General features: G+C 64.3%; 12 protein-coding genes. 4 read left to right on the forward strand and 8 right to left on the reverse strand.

Going from position 1 to position 17,994, the window contains the following annotated elements; all coding sequences use genetic code 11:
* Positions 1–43 precede the first annotated feature (43 nt).
* The gene (rpiA, locus tag OO12_RS09435; RefSeq protein WP_034158398.1) at positions 44–721 is read right to left on the reverse strand and encodes a ribose-5-phosphate isomerase RpiA; all 678 of its coding nucleotides are present in this window, start codon (positions 719–721) and stop codon (positions 44–46) included.
* Positions 722–787: 66 nt separating this feature from the next.
* Positions 788–1,678, reverse strand: coding sequence for an AraC family transcriptional regulator (locus tag OO12_RS09440; protein ID WP_034158399.1), 891 nt, complete (start codon positions 1,676–1,678; stop codon positions 788–790).
* 174 nt (positions 1,679–1,852) lie between these two features.
* Between OO12_RS09440 and OO12_RS09445 the strand changes: the two genes are divergently transcribed.
* Entirely contained in the window at positions 1,853–2,815 is a 963-nt protein-coding gene (locus OO12_RS09445; protein WP_034158400.1) for an SDR family NAD(P)-dependent oxidoreductase, read from the forward strand.
* Positions 2,816–2,966: 151 nt separating this feature from the next.
* Positions 2,967–4,544: an ABC-F family ATP-binding cassette domain-containing protein gene (locus tag OO12_RS09450; protein ID WP_034158401.1), complete on the forward strand. Its 1,578-nt coding sequence runs from the start codon at positions 2,967–2,969 to the stop codon at positions 4,542–4,544.
* 6 nt (positions 4,545–4,550) lie between these two features.
* Here OO12_RS09450 and OO12_RS09455 read toward each other — a convergent pair whose 3' ends face one another.
* Both OO12_RS09455 and OO12_RS09460 read right to left on the reverse strand, forming a co-directional pair.
* A complete protein-coding gene (locus tag OO12_RS09455) occupies positions 4,551–5,627 on the reverse strand; it encodes a PepSY-associated TM helix domain-containing protein (protein WP_034158402.1) in 1,077 nt (358 codons plus the stop codon).
* Entirely contained in the window at positions 5,627–7,864 is a 2,238-nt protein-coding gene (locus OO12_RS09460; RefSeq protein ID WP_152616338.1) for a TonB-dependent receptor, read from the reverse strand. Before OO12_RS09460 ends, OO12_RS09455 begins: the two co-directional genes overlap by 1 nt.
* Positions 7,865–8,050: 186 nt before the next feature.
* Between OO12_RS09460 and OO12_RS09465 the strand changes: the two genes are divergently transcribed.
* Positions 8,051–8,575 carry a gamma carbonic anhydrase family protein gene (locus tag OO12_RS09465; protein ID WP_034158548.1) on the forward strand — a complete coding sequence of 175 codons (525 nt, stop codon included), beginning with the start codon at positions 8,051–8,053 and terminating at the stop codon, positions 8,573–8,575.
* Here the strand turns inward: OO12_RS09465 and OO12_RS09470 are convergent.
* The 4 genes from OO12_RS09470 to OO12_RS09485 form a co-directional block, all read right to left on the reverse strand.
* The gene (locus OO12_RS09470) at positions 8,572–9,525 is read right to left on the reverse strand and encodes an alpha/beta hydrolase (protein ID WP_034158403.1); all 954 of its coding nucleotides are present in this window, start codon (positions 9,523–9,525) and stop codon (positions 8,572–8,574) included. The two genes, OO12_RS09465 and OO12_RS09470, sit on opposite strands and share 4 nt — an antisense overlap.
* 4 nt (positions 9,526–9,529) lie before the next feature.
* Complete coding sequence (locus tag OO12_RS09475) at positions 9,530–10,984, reverse strand: AMP-binding protein (RefSeq protein ID WP_034158404.1); 1,455 nt, start codon at positions 10,982–10,984, stop codon at positions 9,530–9,532.
* Positions 10,985–11,052: 68 nt separating this feature from the next.
* A complete protein-coding gene (locus tag OO12_RS09480) occupies positions 11,053–13,221 on the reverse strand; it encodes a TonB-dependent receptor (protein ID WP_034158405.1) in 2,169 nt (722 codons plus the stop codon).
* A gap of 224 nt (positions 13,222–13,445) precedes the next feature.
* Positions 13,446–14,474 (reverse strand): LacI family DNA-binding transcriptional regulator, encoded by a 1,029-nt coding sequence (locus OO12_RS09485; RefSeq protein ID WP_034158406.1) that lies wholly within the window; start codon positions 14,472–14,474, stop codon positions 13,446–13,448.
* A 469-nt stretch (positions 14,475–14,943) separates the two neighbouring features.
* On the opposite strand from OO12_RS09485, the gene OO12_RS26820 reads away from it, so the two are divergent.
* Entirely contained in the window at positions 14,944–17,904 is a 2,961-nt protein-coding gene (locus OO12_RS26820) for a YadA-like family protein (RefSeq protein WP_052215703.1), read from the forward strand.
* Positions 17,905–17,994 lie beyond the last annotated feature (90 nt).

Raw genomic sequence — 17,994 nt, forward strand, 5'->3', positions numbered from 1 at the left:
TCGCCCCAACGCGACGGACGAGCCTCGGTTGCCGCGACGGGCGTCATGGACGCAGCATTCGGACGACCTGGCCATTTTCAGCGATATAGGCGGTGTCGATCTCGCTCAGGAACAGGCCGTGGCCAAGCACGCCGGGGATTGCGGCGAGTTGCGTCGCCATGGCGGCGGGATCAGGCAGAGCGGAAAAGCTGCAATCGATCACCAGATTGTCCTGATCCGTGACGAACGGCCGATCATTCGCCATGCGCAATGTCGGGATCGCGCCCAGCGCCTTCAACCGGTCGAGCGCGAATGTCCGGGCAAAGGGCAATATCTCCACCGGCACCGACGCACGCCCGATCGCGGCACATCGCTTCGACCCGTCGGCAATGGCGATCATGCGGCGCGCAGCGGTCGCGACGATCTTCTCGCGCAGCATCGCCCCGCCCGCCCCTTTGATCGCCCAAAGCTGATCGTCGATCTCGTCCACCCCATCGATGGCGAGATCGATCGCGGCGAGATCATCGAACGCGAGAATCGCGATACCGGCACCGCGTGCGGCGCGCTCGGTGGCGTGGGAGGTGACGACCGCGGTGATCGACAGGCCATCCCGGACGCGTTCTGCAAGATGATAGATCAGCCACGCAGCGGTCGATCCGGTGCCGAGCCCGACGACCATGCCGGGCAGGACCTCCGCCGCGGCAGCGAGGGCCGCAAGCCGCTTATCCTCGTCGCGTGCGATGAGTCGGTCCTCCTGCTACGGTTCCCGACCCTCGCACCGCCACGCCGCGGCCGCAAGCTGCGCCGCTCATAGGGCAGCGCTGACTGGCTCCAACCCACGCAACCGTTCCGAATCCCGCGACGGCGGCGCCCCGAACATGCGCGCATATTCACGGCTGAATTGCGATGTGCTTTCATAGCCGACGCGATAGGCGGCGCGAGTTGCATCGGCATTGGCGATCATCAGGCGTCGCGCCTCCTGCAGACGCAACGTCTTCTGATATTGCAGCGGGCTCATTGCCGTCGCCGCCTTGAAATGGCGGTGGAATGATGCCGGACTCATCCCGGCAAGATCGGCAAGAGCATCGACCCGCAACGGCTGGTCGAAATGCGTGCGGATCCAGCCGACGGCCTGGCGGATCTGCGACACGCGGCTATCGGCCCGTGCGATCTGGCGCAGCACCCCGCCCTGCGGCCCCTGCAGCAAACGATACAGCATCTCGCGTTCGAGCATCGGCGCGATGACCGGGATATCGCCGGGCGTGTCGAGCAAGGTCAGCAACCGCGCCCAGGGATCGAGTATTTGCGGCGTGACCGGGCTGACCGCAAAGCCGGCGGTCTGCCCCTCTGGCCTGGCCGGCACATCGGGAATCAGTCCTGCGATCACATCGGGATCGAGCGCGAGGCTGACGCAGATATAGGGGCTTTCGTCGCTCGCCTCGATGATGCGGCCCGAGACCGGCAGTTCAAGCGAGGCGATAAAATAGCTTGCCGGGTCGAAGCGCAGCACGCGGTCGCCGACCATCACTTGCTTTGCGCCCTGCAGGACGAGGCACAGCATGGGCTGATAGAGCGACGCTGTCGGGCTGGTCTTTGCCCGGGTCACGAACAATGACATGCGCTGCAGCACCGTGGCCCGCCCGGACGGGCCGGCGTGGCGCTCGGTAAGCCGGCACATCTCTGTCAATTGTTCGCGCATGCCGCAAAGATTGGCGCAACACTGTTGGCAAACAAGTCCAGATGACCGGCGCGACCGGGCCTTTGATAGGAATAGGCAAGAGATCGACGCGATCGGGCGTCGGTCCTGCCTGCCGTCGCCCCAGATAGAGGTGGCCGCACCGGTCGCGTACGGCCCCCCTTCAGGAGATGAGAAATGACCAGCGTATTTGGAGCGGAATCAACCACCGATGAGGTGCTGGACGGCGTGGACTTGTCGGGCAAGCGCATCCTGGTGACGGGTGCCTCGGCCGGTCTCGGCGTCGAAACGGCGCGGGTGCTGGCCGCACGTGGCGCTCAGGTCGTCGGCGCGGTGCGCGATCTCGCCAAGGCGCAGCGCGCCACCGCTGAGGTGCGCGATCAGGCGGCGCATGGCGGCGGTATCGAACTGGTCGAGCTCGATCTGGCATCGCTGGTCAGCGTGCGTGCCTGCGCCGACGCGCTCAATGCCGATGGCCGCCCGTTCGATGTGATTATCGCCAATGCTGGCGTGATGGCCTGCCCGCAGGGCAAGACGGTCGATGGGTTCGAAACTCAGTTCGGCACCAATCATCTCGGCCATTTCGTGCTGATCAACCGCATTGCGTCGCTGCTGAGACCGGGCGGCCGCCTGGTGAACCTGTCCTCGGCCGGGCACCGCTACGCCGATGTCGATCTCGACGACCCGAATTTCGACCATGTGCCTTATGCCGAATTCACCGCCTATGGCCGTTCCAAGACCGCGAACATCCTGTTCGCCGTCGAGTTCGACCGCCGTCACAAGGACCGAGGTGTCCGCGCCACTGCGCTTCATCCCGGCGGGATCAGGACCGAGCTCGCCCGTCATATGACGGAAGAGGCGACCGATGCGCTGATCGCATCGATCAACGCGGGGCAACAAGCGGCCGGCCTGCCGCCATTCACCTACAAGTCGATTCCGCAGGGCGCGGCGACGTCGGTTTGGGCTGCCATGGTCGCCCCGGCGGAGGAAATTGGCGGGCATTATTGCGAGGACTGCCAAGTCGCGGCAATCACTCATGGCCAAGGCCTTCGCGGTGGCGTGCAATCTTATGCCGTCGATCCTGACAACGCCAAGGCGCTATGGGCAAAGAGCGAGGAAATGGTCGGCGAGCGTTTCTGACCGCGATCGGGCCGTCCTTTCCTGCACCGCTTGAAAGGGCGGCCCTGTGAGCCTATTATCTTGAAAACCGGCCTTAAAAGGACATGCAAGACGATGGATTTCATCCCGACAGCAACGCTCATCCGTTCTGCCATCCGGGAAATCCATCACCATGTCCGCCATCACAATTTCCAATCTCGCCTGGTCAACACCTGATTCTCGCCCGGTCTTCTCCGGCCTGGATCTGAGCTTCGGCGCCGAACGCGCCGGGCTGGTCGGCCGCAATGGCGTGGGCAAGACCACGCTGCTCAAACTGATCTCGGGCCAGCTGCCGCTCCAGTCCGGCGCACTGACTGTCTCCGGTAAACTCGGCATGCTGCGCCAGACCCTGCAGGTCGATGAACGGGAAACCGTGGCCGCCCTGTTCGGCGCGACCGACGGGCTCGCCCTGCTCACGCGCGCCGAACAGGGCGATGCCGGCGTCGAGGAACTGGGTGAAGCGGATTGGACGCTCGAGGAACGGATCCGCTCCGCGCTTGCCCGGGTGGGCCTCGACGTGCGGCCCGACACGCCCTTGAGCGAATTGTCGGGCGGCCAACGGACGCGCGCGGGCGTGGCCGGCGTGGTTTTCGCGGAACCCGATTTCCTGCTGCTCGACGAACCGACCAACAACCTCGATCAGGCGGGGCGCAAGGCGGTGATCGACCTGCTTGCCGGCTGGCGCGCCGGCGCAATTGTCGTCAGCCATGATCGTGCCTTGCTCGAAACGATGGACGCGATCGTCGAAATGACCACGCTCGGCGCCACGCGCTATGGCGGCAACTGGAGCCATTATCGTGAGCGCAAGGTGATCGAACTGGCGACGGCGGAGCGCGATCTGGCGGACGCCGAGAAGCAGATTGCCGAAGTCGACCGGCGCACGCAGGAAACCGCCGAACGCAAGGCGCGCAAAGACTCCGCCGGCCGGCGTAAGGCCGCAAAGGGAGACATGCCACGCATCCTGATCGGTGCGCGCAAGAACCGCGCCGAGAGTACGAGCGGGGAACATGCTCGCCTGGCCGATCGCCTTCGCGCGGATGCCGCGGAAACCGCCGCCGCCGCCCGGGCACAGGTTGAGGTCCTCCGCACCATGTCGGTGATATTGTCATCGACCGGCCTTGCCGCCAATCGGACCGTGCTGGAGATCGACCGGGTGACGGCGGGCTATGCGCCGGACCAACCGGTTCTGCGCGACCTGTCCCTGACGATAAGCGGCCCCGAGCGCATCGCCGTCACGGGGCGGAACGGTTCGGGCAAGACCACGCTCCTGTCGCTCATCACTGGCGCGCTACACCCCTGGACGGGCACCGTTCGGGTCGGAACCCGCTTCGCGCTGCTCGACCAGCGCGCCAGCCTGCTCGATCCGGCAAGGTCGATCCGCGGCAATTTCGTGCGTCTCAATGACCTGGCCGACGACAATGCCTGTCGAGCCGCGCTCGCCCGTTTCATGTTCCGGGCAAGTGCCGCGGACCAGATCGTCTCGACTCTCAGCGGTGGCCAGATGCTCCGCGCCGGCCTCGCCTGCATCCTGGGCGGAGTGAAACCCCCGGCGCTGCTGATTCTCGATGAACCGACCAACCATCTCGACCTCGATTCGATCGAGGCGGTGGAAACCGGCTTGCGCGCTTATGACGGTGCATTGCTCGTCGTCAGCCATGATGAGGCATTTCTCGAAGCGATCGGAACGACGCGGCGCGTCACGCTGCCGTGACTCCCGTCACGCCACGGCCGCGGGGGCTCGTTTCTTCCGCTTCGGTCGCCTGAACCAGAAGGACCATATCGCAAGACTGCCGAGCATCGCCATGGCCAGTCCCGACGCCGTCATTACCAGCCGCCAGACCAGCCCACCGACCTTCCCGGCATGAACCGGATAGGCGGCATTGAACAGCTTTGCGCCCGTCGGCATCGCCAGCGCATCGCGCACATCCATCAGACGCCCATCGCTGGCATCGAACCACAGGGAGGTGCGTCCATTGGGCAGCCATTCACCGGCACGTTTCATGCGCAGGCCGATCGGGGCGCCGGGCTTGCGCGGCAGGCTGAGGATGCGGAACTCGGCATCGGGGAAACGCTGTCGCGCGCGCTCCAGCATCGCGCGCCAATCGGGTCGTGCCGCCAACGGCCCGCTCTTCAGCTTGGGCTGAGCCAGCGCCGCCACCACATCGCTCGGAGCGGAAAAGGGTGCGACGACGATCGCGGCCACGGGCTTGAAGATCATCATCGCGCCAGTCAGCGCCGATAGGAACAACAATGGCGCCGCGACGATACCAAGATCGCGGTGCTGCATCACGATCGCCGGCCGGCTCATCCGCTTGGGCCAAAGCCGGAACGCGAAAGTGCGGCGCGTGCGCCACCACAGGATCACCCCGGTGATGACGAACAGCAAGGCGCACAGCCCCGCCACCCCGATCACCGTTTCGCCGATATCGCCCGCGAACAAATGATGGTGTAGATCGAACAGCCAGAGTTCAGGCCGCGCCCACTGGCTCGACCAGTGCGTGACGACCATTCCGGTCTGATCGGCATAGGCGCCCACGCCATCGGCGCCACGCACCTGGTGCAACCCGAACCGCTCACTCGCATAGACGATCCCGTTCGCGCTCGGATAGGCCCCCAGCAACCGGTCAGTCGCCGCCGCGACCGCCGCCGGATCACGCACCAGCGTATCCGACGCGTGCGGCAGCATGACCCAGCTATCCTTATGGACCAGGATCGCGCCGGTCAGTCCCAGGATGGCCAGCACCAGCCCGATCAGGCCGCCGGTCCAGCGATGGACCAGATCGAGCAGCTTCATCAGAATCTGTAATCCCAGCCGAGAGTTAACGTCCGCCCGCGACCGGCAAAGTAGGAAAGATTGTCGGTCGGCAAGCGTGTATCGCTGTTATAGTCGATATATTGCCTGTCGAAGAGATTCTGAACGCTGAGGCTCAGGCCGCCAAGACCGGTTTGATAACGAACACTGGCGTCAGTCAGCGCATAGCCGCCGAAATCATTGTCTCCGAGTTTCTTCGGATGAGTTGGATCGGCGTCGTCCAGCGCACGCGCCTTGCCGTCGAACCGTCGCGCAAGGTAGAATTGCGTCTGCAGCCGTGCCGACAGACGTCCCTTGACGTAGCTCGCCGCGAGGTTGAGCCGGTCGGGCGAGATATTGGTGCCGTCCAGATCGCTGTCGACCTTGCCATCGGGCACGGTATCGCTGTCGAACCGCCCCTTCAGATGGGCATAACCGACGCTCAGGCGCGCGCCATCGATCGGCAGCTTCACGCCCAGATTGATCTCGAGCCCCTGAATCTCGACGCGCAGCCGCTGCACATCGAAATTGCCGCCGGTCTGGGCGATCAGCAACTGGCCCTTGTCGCTCGATGACCAGAAATAGGTCGCAGACGCGTCGAGTGGACCGCGTTTGACCTCCAGGCCGACCTCACGATTGGTCGACACGATCGGGCTGATATCGAGGAAATTATCGATGTCGACGCCGGTTTTGCCGACTGCTCGCGTGATGCGACCAATGTCGGGCACCGTGAAACCCTCCGCATAACTGGCATAGGCGCGGATTCCCGGCACCGGTTCCAGGATCACGCCGCCATTGATCAGCGCATCCTTGAATTTGGGCTTGCCGCCCGAGACGGACACACCCCCAGCCGGCTTCGTGGTGCTGGCAAGTGTGTGATAATCGTCGATCTTGATCTCGACATTCTCATAGCGAATCCCACCGGCAAGACGCAGCGTCTTGTCGAACAATGCGAGATTGGCCTGTGCGAACGGGGCGAGGCTGCGGAAATCGGTCGGCGGCACCCAGACGCGATTGGTCGCGATCAGGCGTTGCTCGGTCGAATCCCAGATCGCATCGAAGCCGATCGTCGCGGTCAACGCTTCGAAACCGGGTACGGCGCGTTCATAGCTGACCTTGCCGCCATATTTACGCGATCGATTCTGCGACTGGTCGAACAAGGTGCCGATGGGCGCGATCCGAACGTCCTGAAAACTATCCTGTATCGTGGTCTCGCCGCCGAACGTATCCCGGCTGCGGTTGAAGAAGATCTGGCTGACGAAATTGCCGCCACCCAGATCGGTATCGGTCAGCGACAAGGCCGCGCTTTCGGTACGGCTGGCCGCCGGAACGCCTGGAGGATTGCCGCGCATCGCACTGGTCGGCAGGCCCGTCCTGCGGTTGCCCGCGACCGCGACATAATCGCCGTCGCCCTTCATTTCGAACCGACTGACGATCAGGTCGAGCCTTGCCGTCTCGCTCAGCTCATAGCCGAAACGCCCGAATAGCGAGAGAGTCCGCGTATCCTGGGTCTCGCCCTGAGTGAGATTGAGACCGACGCGGCGCCCGGCTCCATCATAGAAGACGCCGCGCTTCTCATAGGCGGCGCCGACCGTCGCGTCGAAGCGACCGGCCTTGTACTGGATGAGCCCCGCGGCCTTCCCGCCCATAGCGTCCTTGGTGAAATCGCTGTCGGTCGTGCCCTGGAGCAGAACGCGCCCGCTCACACCCTCCTTGCGTGGTACGCCGACCGTGACCTGGTTGACGATGCCGCCGGTGCCGCCAATCCCCTGCAGCGCGTTGGAGCCATAGATCAGTTCGACCCGGTCGATGAAAAAGCCGTCGATGGTGAAGCCGTCGCGGCTGCCGTCGCGCAATGGTGTCGACTGCGGAATGCCGTTGATCGCATAAAGCGGCGAACGCCCGCGCAGTGACTCTCCGGCACCCGACAGCTTCTGCCGCGTCGGCGAGAAGGACGGGGTCAGGGTCGATACCGCGTCGGTAACCGATCCGGAGATGGCGATCTGCTGGTCAAGCATCTCTTTGTCGATGATGTCGATGGTCAGCGGTAGCGCATTGGGCGGTAGGATCGTGCGTGCCGCTGTCACGATGATATCGCGCGGCACGGCATCGTCCGACGTCTCGCTGCTTTCGTCACGCGCGGCGGTATCGCCTTGCGCCTGCGCCAGGGCGGATGACGGCAGTGCGCCCAGCAGAAAAAGCGCCGCCAGCGGCAGCGGACGTGAAATTCGACGGATCATGGAGTCCTCCCGGCCGCGCCGCTATCAAAAGCGCTTCGGAAGTGCAACTCATTCGCAATAGCGCACCGCGCCTTCAAGACGATCCGTTCAGCAGCCCTTTCCCTCACCCCGGACTTGTTCCGGGGTCCACCGTGCCGCTACCATGATGGTAGCGGCACGTGCGGGCCGGTGGATAAAGGTGACGACATGCCCCAATATGAAATCGACGGAAAACGTCCGCAACTCGCCCCCGGCGCCTGGGTTGCGCCAAGCGCCGACTTGATCGGCAATGTGCTGCTCGGCGAAGATGCCAGCGTCTGGTTCGGCGCGGTCATTCGCGGCGACAACACGCCGATGATCGTCGGGCCGCGCAGCAATATCCAGGAAGGGGCGATGTGCCATTCTGATCCCGGCGCGCCCCTCACCATCGGCGCTGACTGCACGATCGGGCATCACGCCATCCTGCACGGCTGCACGATCGGCGACCGCGTGCTGATCGGCATGGGTGCGATCGTCCTCAACCGCGCAGTGATTGCCGAAGGCTGCATCGTCGGCGCGGGTGCGTTGGTGACCGAAGGCAAGACGTTTCCCGCAGGCAGCCTGATCGTCGGCAGCCCGGCCCGCGCGATCCGCGAGCTTGATGACAACGCACAGGCGATGCTGCTCATTTCCGCCGCACACTATGTCGACAAGGCGCATGGTTGCGCGGCGGGATTGAAACGAGTTGATTAGGGTCGCGGCGACGACAGCGTAACGCGAAGCGCCTCAAGGGCTTCCGTCACGTCGCCGGCTGACGACGGAATCGCGGCGCGGAGGCCGAAGCATCCATGGATGTTGCCCTTTGCTTCGCGGAATATGACCGGCACGCCGGCCGCGATCAGTGCTGCGGCATAGGCACGGCCTTCATCGCGCAGCGGATCCAGGCCTGCCGTCACCAGAACCGTCGGCGGCATGTCGTCGAGGTCGCCGGCGAGCAAGTCGTAGCGAGAATTGCCCGGTGCCGCAGCATAACATCCATTGAACCAGTCGATCGCCTTTTTCGTCAGGAAGAAACCCTCAGCGAAATCCTGTTTCGAACGGGTCGCACGATCATCGCCCATGGTCGGATAGATCAGGAACTGGCTTACGACCGGCACCGCGGCCGGCACATCGCGCAGCGCCTTTGCCGTTACCGCGGCGAGGTTGGCGCCGGAGCTGTCACCCGCAAGCACCAGACACGCGACGCTGCGGCCAAAAGCTTCCTCGGAAAAGGTCGCAATCCACCGCGCCGTCGCTTCAGCATCGTCGGGCGCGGCCGGCCATGGATGCTCGGGTGCCAATCGATAAGCCACCGATATCACTGGCAAATCGACCATGCGCGCGATCTCCAGGCACAGATCATGATGCGACTCCAGATCGCCCAGCACGAACCCGCCGCCATGGAAGTAAATGATCACCGGCCCTGCGCCGCGGGTTTCGCGCGCGTCGTAGAAACGGAGCGGAATAGAGCCGCCGGGGCCCGGGCATTCATGATCCCGCACGATCGCCAATCCATGCGGCGCAGCGGCCGGACGGGCGGCACGGATCTGTGCCGTCAACGCCCGCGCCCGTTCGACGCCCAATGCTTCCAGATGCGCCATCGGTGTCGTGTTGAGGATGTCGAGAAAGGCCCGCACGTCGGGGCGCACATAGTGCTGGGTCATTGGGTCAACCTTTCCGGGCCTGATCGGCGTCGGTGGCGGCAATGCGTCGGTCGCGCAATTGCGACCGGCGCGCCTTGCCCGCATCGTCACGCAGCGGCGTGTCGACGAACTCGATCGTCCTGGGGATCTTGTAGTGAGTCAGGCGCGCCTGGAGAAACTCCCTGAGTTCGCCCTCGGCCAACCGCGCCCCGGCTGCCGGCTGCACGATCGCATGCACCACATGGCCCAGATCCTCGTCGGGCAAGCCGATCACGATCGACGACGCGACCGACGGATGCGCGTCAAGCGCGGCTTCGATCTCGGCGGGGTAGATATTGGCCCCGCCCCGAATGATCAGGTCGGCCCGACGGTCACTGAGATAAAGAAACCCTTCGGCGTCCCAATGACCCAGATCGCCAAGGCTTTCCCATTCGCCGTGCGCGCGGGCTTCCGCGCCAAGATAATGATAAGTGGTGTTTCGTCCGCTGTCCGGGCGCAGGAATATCTCACCGACGTCGCCCGGCACCACATCATTGCCGAACTGGTCGAGAATACGGATTTCGGCACCGGGCTGAACGCGCCCGACCGATCCCGGGTGCGCCAACCATTCCGCGCCGGTGATCGTCACCAGGGCCTGGCGCTCGGTTCCGGTATAGACTTCGAGAACGCGCTCCGGGCCGAGCCATTCGATCCAGAAGCGCTTGAGCCAGGGCGCACAGGCTGCGGCCGAATGAAGCATCATGCGCAGGCTCGACAGGTCATGAGCGGCCCGCTCGGCATCGGACAGCCGCGCAATTCGATGCATCAACGTTGGAACGAGAAGCACCCAGTTGATCCGGTGCCGCTCGATAAGGTCCAGCAGCCGCAGGGGATCGAATTTGAGCATCTCCACCACGTGCCCACCGCCGAACAGCCCGAGCATGGTCCCGAGAAAGGGCCCATTATGATATAAGGGCCCCGGATTGAGCACGGTCTCGCCCGGCTGCTGCGCAATGCCGCCCTCCGCCGGATCCCATTTTCCTGACATATGATCGACGATCAGTTTCGGCCGTCCGGTCGATCCGCCGCTGGTCATGGCTTTCCAGTAACGCGGGATAAGTGACGGGACGTAATCGGCGGAAAGATCATTCGCCAGTTCGGGGCAGGACGATAGCGTCGCGAACCCCGGTGCGCGGGACGGCTCCATGCCGACGATGACGCGCGGCTGGGCGACCGCGACAATGGCTCCCAATTCCATATCCGAAAGCGATGATGAAATCGGATTGGGTGTCGCGCCCAGCTTCCACGCCGCGAATGCCGTTTCGTAGAACTCCAGTCCGTTGGGCAGCGCAATGGTGACGAGGTCATCGCGCTTGACGCCGTGCCGCTCAAGCAAACGCGCGCGGCGATTGCACCGCGCTTCGAATTCCTCGCGCCCGATCACCTGGTCGCCAATGGTGATTGCGGGTTTGTCGGGGCCGCTCGCCGCATGATGGCGCATGAGGTCGCCAAGTGGAACTCGACGAGCGCTGGCGCCGGCGAGGGTGAGGTTCGATCCAGGCATATCGTTCAGAAGCTTCGGCCAAGGGTCAGGCCGATGGTCCGCGGCAGTGACAAGGTAACCGGCACGGGTGCGGCCGGAACATAGACGTTGGCGGTGGTCGATGCCGAGACCTCCCCGCGCACATCGAACAGATTCTTCACATAAGGCCCGACTTCCCAGCCCTTGCCCATTTGCAGATTGAGGCTGAGATCGACAACATTATAGCTGGCGAGCTTGTAGAGCGGCGCCGAACTGCTGCCCGGATAGCCGGCATTTCGCTGGCCGATATGACGAAAGGCGAGGTTGAGATCGCCGGTGACGCCACTCCCCAGGTCGAAGCTGTAGTCGCCCGCCATGGCCAGGCTGAAGCGTGGCGAAAGCGGCAATCTCGCGCCAACATAAGCGATGCCCAGCAACGGCGCGACCGTGGTCAACTTGGCGTCGGTATAGGATCCCGAAGCGATCAGCTTGAATTCAGGGATCAGGCGATAGGATAGCGACATTTCCGCGCCATTGACGCGGGCATCGCCGCCATTGACCAGTTGGTTGACCCCTTTGCGGTTGACCGAAAGCTGAATCGACGACCAGTCGATGTGATAAAGGCTGGTGTTGAGAAAGCCCCGGCCGCCGGCGAAGCTCGTCTTCATGCCGATTTCATAGTTCCACAGCCGATCCGCATCGAAGGTTGCGTTCCCGGTACCACCTCCGGTGATGAGGTTAGGGCCGCCGGGGCGATAGCCGCTGGCGATACGCCCATAGATCATCGTTGCGGGTGAGACGTGATAGCGAAGGTTGAACAGGTAAGTGGCGACGCCCTCATCCGACCCGGAACTGTTGAAAACAGTGCCGAAGGGATTGGCGGAATTCGGCACCAGCCCCGAACCATATTGGCTGAAGACCTGATGGTTCCAGCTATAGCGTACCCCAAAGGTCGCATCGAGCTTTGAGGTGACATACAGCGTCGCGTCGCCGAACAGCGCGAATTCGCGCGATGTGCTCGGCAGGTCGAAGCTGCCCAGCGGAATGCCCAGCAGGCGCCCCGACGGATCGGCGGCATTGATCAGATTCACTTGCTGCCCGGTCTTCTCGCGCGAGTAGAAGGCGCCGACCACCCATTCGAACGAGCGATTGTCGGGCGATGCCAGGCGAAGCTCCTGGGTGAAGCGCCTGGTCTGGGCGGCAGTGGTCACAAGATAGGGTTTGACCGCTGCCGGCCCGAGTACCGCGCCGAGAATTGCGCTATACGGTACGCTGAAGTCACCTTCGGTGCGTCCGCTATTATATTGATATGCCGTGACCGATGTCAGCTTCGCCCAATGCCAGTCCCAATCGACGACGCCCGAGAATAGTCCGAGCGAAGAGCGCGACGGCTGCTCGAGCTGATAGGATTGATCATAAGGGCCTTGAGTGGGGTGATGCGTGACGGGATCGCGCATCGACACTGCCAGGCCGTTGCTCGTGATACGCTGCCCAAAAGCGTTCAGGCGAATGGTCAAATCGGGTGTCGGCTTGGCCAGCAACGTCACGCGTCCGCCAAGCGTGCGCGCATTGCCGAGGTTGTCCCGGCCATGGCTGGGATCATCGGCAAAGCCCGAATCCCATTGCGCGACCCCGACGGCGCGCAGCGCGACACGATCATCGGCGAGTGGCACGTTGATCATCGCACGCAAGGCACCGTTACCGGCACCATGCGCGGTATAACCTCCTTCGCCCTCGATCCGCCCGGTCGTTTCGGCAAGGTCGGGCACGTTGGTCATATATTTGAGTGTGCCGCCAAGCGCGTTCGCACCATAAAGCGTCCCTTGCGGCCCGTTCAGCACCTCGATCCGCTGCAAATCGAAAAGACCAATGTTCAGGGCCTGGGCGCCAAGGCCAAAGGGCGTGCTCGACCCCACCGGGACATCGTCGAGATAGAGCCCGATTGCGCTGTTGAGCTGGGTACCCCCCGTCGTGATGCCACGGATGGCGACACGACTCGTGCTGGGCGTGCTGGTCTGGAAACTGACCCCGGGGGTGAACGCGGCGAAATCCGCCAGCGTCTTCGCCTTCAGCTTTCCGAGATCCTCACCGCTCACCGTCCCGACCTGACCCGGAACGTCCTGAAGCTTTTCGCGGCGACGGCTGGCGGTCACGATGATGTCATCACCTGCGGACCGATCCTCGGCAACCGTCCGGGCGGCATTGGCCGGAGGCATTGCCTGCTCCTGTGCCGACGCTCCGGCAGATATGAAAGCGCCTGCCGAAATACTGCAGGCAAGCAGCCGCGAAACTCTCTTGGACATCATCCCCCTCCTCATCTTTTGTAAATATTTACAAAAGAATTATCATGGAACGAAAAAGAGTACAATCCCGCCTAAATCAGCGACTCAAGTAGCTGAAATGACTAACTTCTCTGTCGACGTTGAAAAGCTTATCAGTTTCACACGGCCGGAATGTTGTCGATCGCCCGGGTCGAGTCGCGGACGATCATCCGGGCCGGAATCTTGATTGCCACAGGCTCGCTGCGGGCACGCGTCGGAGAGATGAGCTCGATCATATGATCGATCATCTCGCGCACGGGCGTTCGGATCGTGGAAAGTCGATAGCTCGCATGGCCGGCCTCCGCGATATCGTCGAAACCGATAACCGCCACGTCCTCAGGTATCCGTAGCTTCAGCTCATGCCGGATCGCGTCCATCGCACCGATCGCCATGATATCGGTCAGGCAAATCAACGAATCCGGGCGATCGGGCCCAGCCATGATCTCGAGCGCGGCCTGATATCCTCCGGCATAGGTCAGGTGGCCGTCATGAACTTTCACTTGTGCGCCATCGATCGCGCCGGCCAGCCGCCCGAATATCGCCTCGCGCCGCTCGATCATCGTTGTCAGGCTGGATGGCCCGGTAATTATGGCAAAGCGCCTGCCCCCTCCCCTGAGCAGCAGGTCCGCGGCAAGCGCGCCTCCCTCACGGTCGTCTGGACGAACGCTATGGACCGGGAGGCCGGGCAGATACCGGCCCATTGTCACGACCGGAACGTCGCGATCCAGGCATAGGGTCGCCATCCGGCTCGAAATGGATGCCGCCGCGATAACGATAGCATCGACCTGATATTCGAGCATCTGCTGCAGCGACTTGTCGAAATCCTCAACGCCAGGAGGCGTAAACAGCAGGATCTGCTTGCCAATTCCTTCCAGCCCCCGGCTCGCCTCGGCCAGGATTGAGGAGTAAATCGGGTTACTCATGTTCGGCAGCATCAGAGCGACGATGTTGGACTGTCGCGTGATCAGGCTGCGTGCCAGCGAATTGGGTACATAATGGAGCTGACGCGCGGCTTTATGGACTCGTTCGGCCAGTTCCGGGGATATGCTGCTGCCCGGCGCGAAGGCTCGGCTGACCGCGGCGATCGACACGCCGGCCAGACGCGCCACATCGGTCGAATTGGCGCGCGCGTTCCTTTTCCTTGTCATCGGCCCTTTGTCATCGGATCGCCCCCTTGTCATCGGTTCGACAATGTCACGTCATTGATCCGCTTCATGCCTGCCCTGCGAAATCGCGCCGAATGGCGCTCGATCACGTCGGAACCCTAACCGTTACCGCCGATCCGGGCGATGGTCTCACCCGGTAACGTCCCCGTGATGACGGTTCGACCTGCGCCAGGTCAAGTCACGCCAACCCGTAATCCTCGCCTCACCGCGCATCCTCGATCGATTTTTTCGAAGGCCATGTCCGGTCTGCCCGATTTTCCCCGTCTAGCCACCCGTCAGCACTTCGATGCGCCGCTTCATGCGAGCGCAGCGAAGGCGGGCAAACGCGATCAGAGCCTTCAGGCCCCGGTCGCGCGGGGGGACGCCGCAGGAAACCAGGCAGCGCCCATGGGTCGCAGACAATCAATCACGCCGGCGACGAACTCGCTCCGGCAAAACGAGGATTTGACACATGCGTACGTCCATCAAACTGCTCGCCACCGCGGCGCCCTTCGCGCTGCTCGCCGCCCTGGCCTTGCCGGGCGCTGCCTATGCGCAAGACGTGAATTGCGAAGATACCACCGGCGTTCCGGCCGGAACCGTGACCGCAGGGTCCGTCAGCACCAGTTGCGGCCCGGGTGCCAATGCCTCGGGTATCGGATCGACCGCGGTGGGGACAGGTGCGGAGGCCAGCGATGACGGTACAACCGCCGTGGGACGCACGACGATCGCCAACCGCGCCAACGCCACGGCGATCGGTGCCTATGCGAACGCCACGGCTGCCAATGCATTTGCCGGCGGCTCCTTTTCCAACGCCAGCGGCCTGCAAGCGGTCGCGATCGGCTTCAATGCCCAGGCGGTGCTGGACCGGTCCGTTGCCATCGGCGGTGGCGCCGTGGCGCAGGATGTCGCCGCAACCGCGCTCGGCAGCAATGCCCTGGCGGCGCAAGCTTCGGCAACCGCCATCGGCGCGAGCAGCAAGGCAACCGCCGTCCGCGCCACTGCGGTGGGTGTCGGCGCGGAAGCGAGGGGCGACAGCGCATGGGCAGCCGGCGACAAGGCGCACGCTGGCCTGGTCGATACGATCGCCATCGGCCATGCTGCGCTTGCGGGCGATGACTCGATCGCCGGCAATGCCTCATTCGGTCAGATCGCGATCGGCGCCCGCGCCCGTGCGCCATTCGGTGAATCCACCGTGATCGGCATGGATGCCAAATCCAGTGGTTTCGACACGCTGGCGATCGGCGTGCGTGCGGAGGCGGTCAACAGCGGCACCGTCGCGGTCGGCAATGATTCGCGTGCGACGACGTTCGCAACCGCCGTCGGCAACAGCGCCGACGCGGTGATCTACGCAACCGGTATCGGCTATATCGCTCAGGCCACCGGCAGTTCATCGGTTGCCGTCGGCCACCGCGCCACCGCCACCGCAACGCGGTCGATCGCGATCGGCGCTTCCAATACCGGCAGCACCTTCACCACCGCGGATGCCGAGGATGCCATTGCGCTCGGTTCCGGCGCGAATGTCGGGCTGAACGCCAATCGTGCGCTCGCATTGGGCGCTCTCGCCAAGGTCGCCGCTGATGCCGCCGATGCCGTCGCGATCGGCGCCGATGCGAAAGCATCCGGCGTCAGTTCGATTGCCCTGGGCCGCAACAGCAACGCGATCAACGACGCCACGATCGCCATCGGCACCAACGTCACCGCTGGCGGCCGCGGCGCCGTCGCGATCGGCGAAGGCGCGGCCGGCGCCTTTGCCAGCACGACCGCCGTCGGTCAGTTCGCTTATGCCAATAATTCGCGCTCGACCGCGATCGGCGCATCGTCATCGGCCGACACCGACCTGTCGAGTTCGTTCGGCTATAATGCCCGGTCGCAGGGGATCGGTACGGCAGCGATCGGCGCGAACTCGCGCGCCTTCGGCATCGCCGCGGTCGCACTGGGCGGTGGCGGCACCGCGCTGACCAACGGCGCCCTTGCCGATGGCGATTATAGCTTCGCGGTCGGTTCGGCGGCGCGGGCGATCGCACTCAACTCGATCGCGATCGGGCGGGACAGCAGCGCGCTTCAGAACGATGCGCTGGCCTTTGGCGCCGGCGCCAGCGCGACCGCCGCCAACTCGGTCGCACTCGGGGCGAACTCGATCGCCGATCAGGCCAATACCGTCTCGGTTGGTCAGGCTGGCGCCGAACGTCGCGTCGTCAACGTCGCCGATGGCACTGCGCCGACCGATGCGGTGAACAAGGGTCAGTTCGACACCGTCGCGGCACAAGCGAGCGCGGCGCAGAACACCGCCAATCAGGCCCTGGCGGGCAATGCGGCCAATGCGGCGGCAATCACCACGGCGCAAACGACAGCCGATACCGCTCGCGCCGAAGCGGCGGCCGCTCAAGGCACCGCCAATACCGCGCTGACCAATGCGGCCACTGCCCAGACGACGGCGAACACCGCTCGCGTCGAAGCGGCGGGTGCGCAAAGCACCGCCGATCTTGCCCGCACCGAAGCGGCAGCGGCGCAGGCAACCGCCAACGCCGCTGCCGCTAACGGGACCTATTTCCGCGCCAACAGCACAGGCGCCGCGCCACAGGCAACCGGCACCGATGCGATTGCCGTTGGTCCGGCGGCAGTCGCCAGCGGCAACCAGTCGGTCGCGGTAGGTGCCGGCGCCCGGGCGGTGAACGGCCAGGCGGTGTCGATCGGCGCAGGCAATGTCGCCTCGGGCAATGGCGCGGTGGCGATCGGTGATCCCAACACCGCGACCGGCACCGGCGCGGTTGCGCTGGGCGCAAACAACAGTGCAATCGGTACGGGCGCGGTCGCGCTGGGCAATGCCAGCGTCGCGATGGGCGATGGCGCGATCGCACTCGGCAATGGCGCTAATGCGGGCCAGATCGGCTCGGTCGCGATCGGCACCGGTGCTACCGCGACCCGCGCCAACCAGGTCGTGCTCGGCAGCGCCGCATCCACGCACACGCTGTCGGGGATCGCCTCGTCGGCCAGCCGCGCGGCCCAATCGGGTGCGCTCAGCCTCGTCACCACCGACGGGCTGGGCAATCTCGCGACCTCAGCGCTCAACATCGACACGCTGGCCGGACTGGACGGACGCGCCACGGCGCTGGAGGGCCGGGCCACCGCTCTCGAAGGGCGCACGAGCCAGCTCGAACTCCGGGTCGGCGCGCTCGACAAGGGGTTGCAGCGCGGGCTGCGTCGCGCCGATGGCGGCATCGCCGCCGCGATGGCACTGGGCGGGACGGTGCTGCCGCCCGACAGCACGATCGCGGTGTCGTTCAACCTGTCGACCTATCGCGGACAACAGGGCTTTTCGGGCGCCGCGGTTGCACGCGTGACCGACAATATCTGGGTCAGCGGCGGCTTCGCCGGCTCGACGGTCAAGGGATCAAGCGGCGGCCGGGTCGGCGTAACCTTTGGCTGGTAATCTGGCCTGACAACGGGTCGCCATCGAAGAACAGGGAGCCGGCCACCGGCTCCCTGTTCGATTTTCCCTCACGATAACAGGATGTAGGAG

The organism is Sphingomonas sp. ERG5 (genome assembly GCF_000803065.1).
Lineage (GTDB): Bacteria > Pseudomonadota > Alphaproteobacteria > Sphingomonadales > Sphingomonadaceae > Sphingomonas.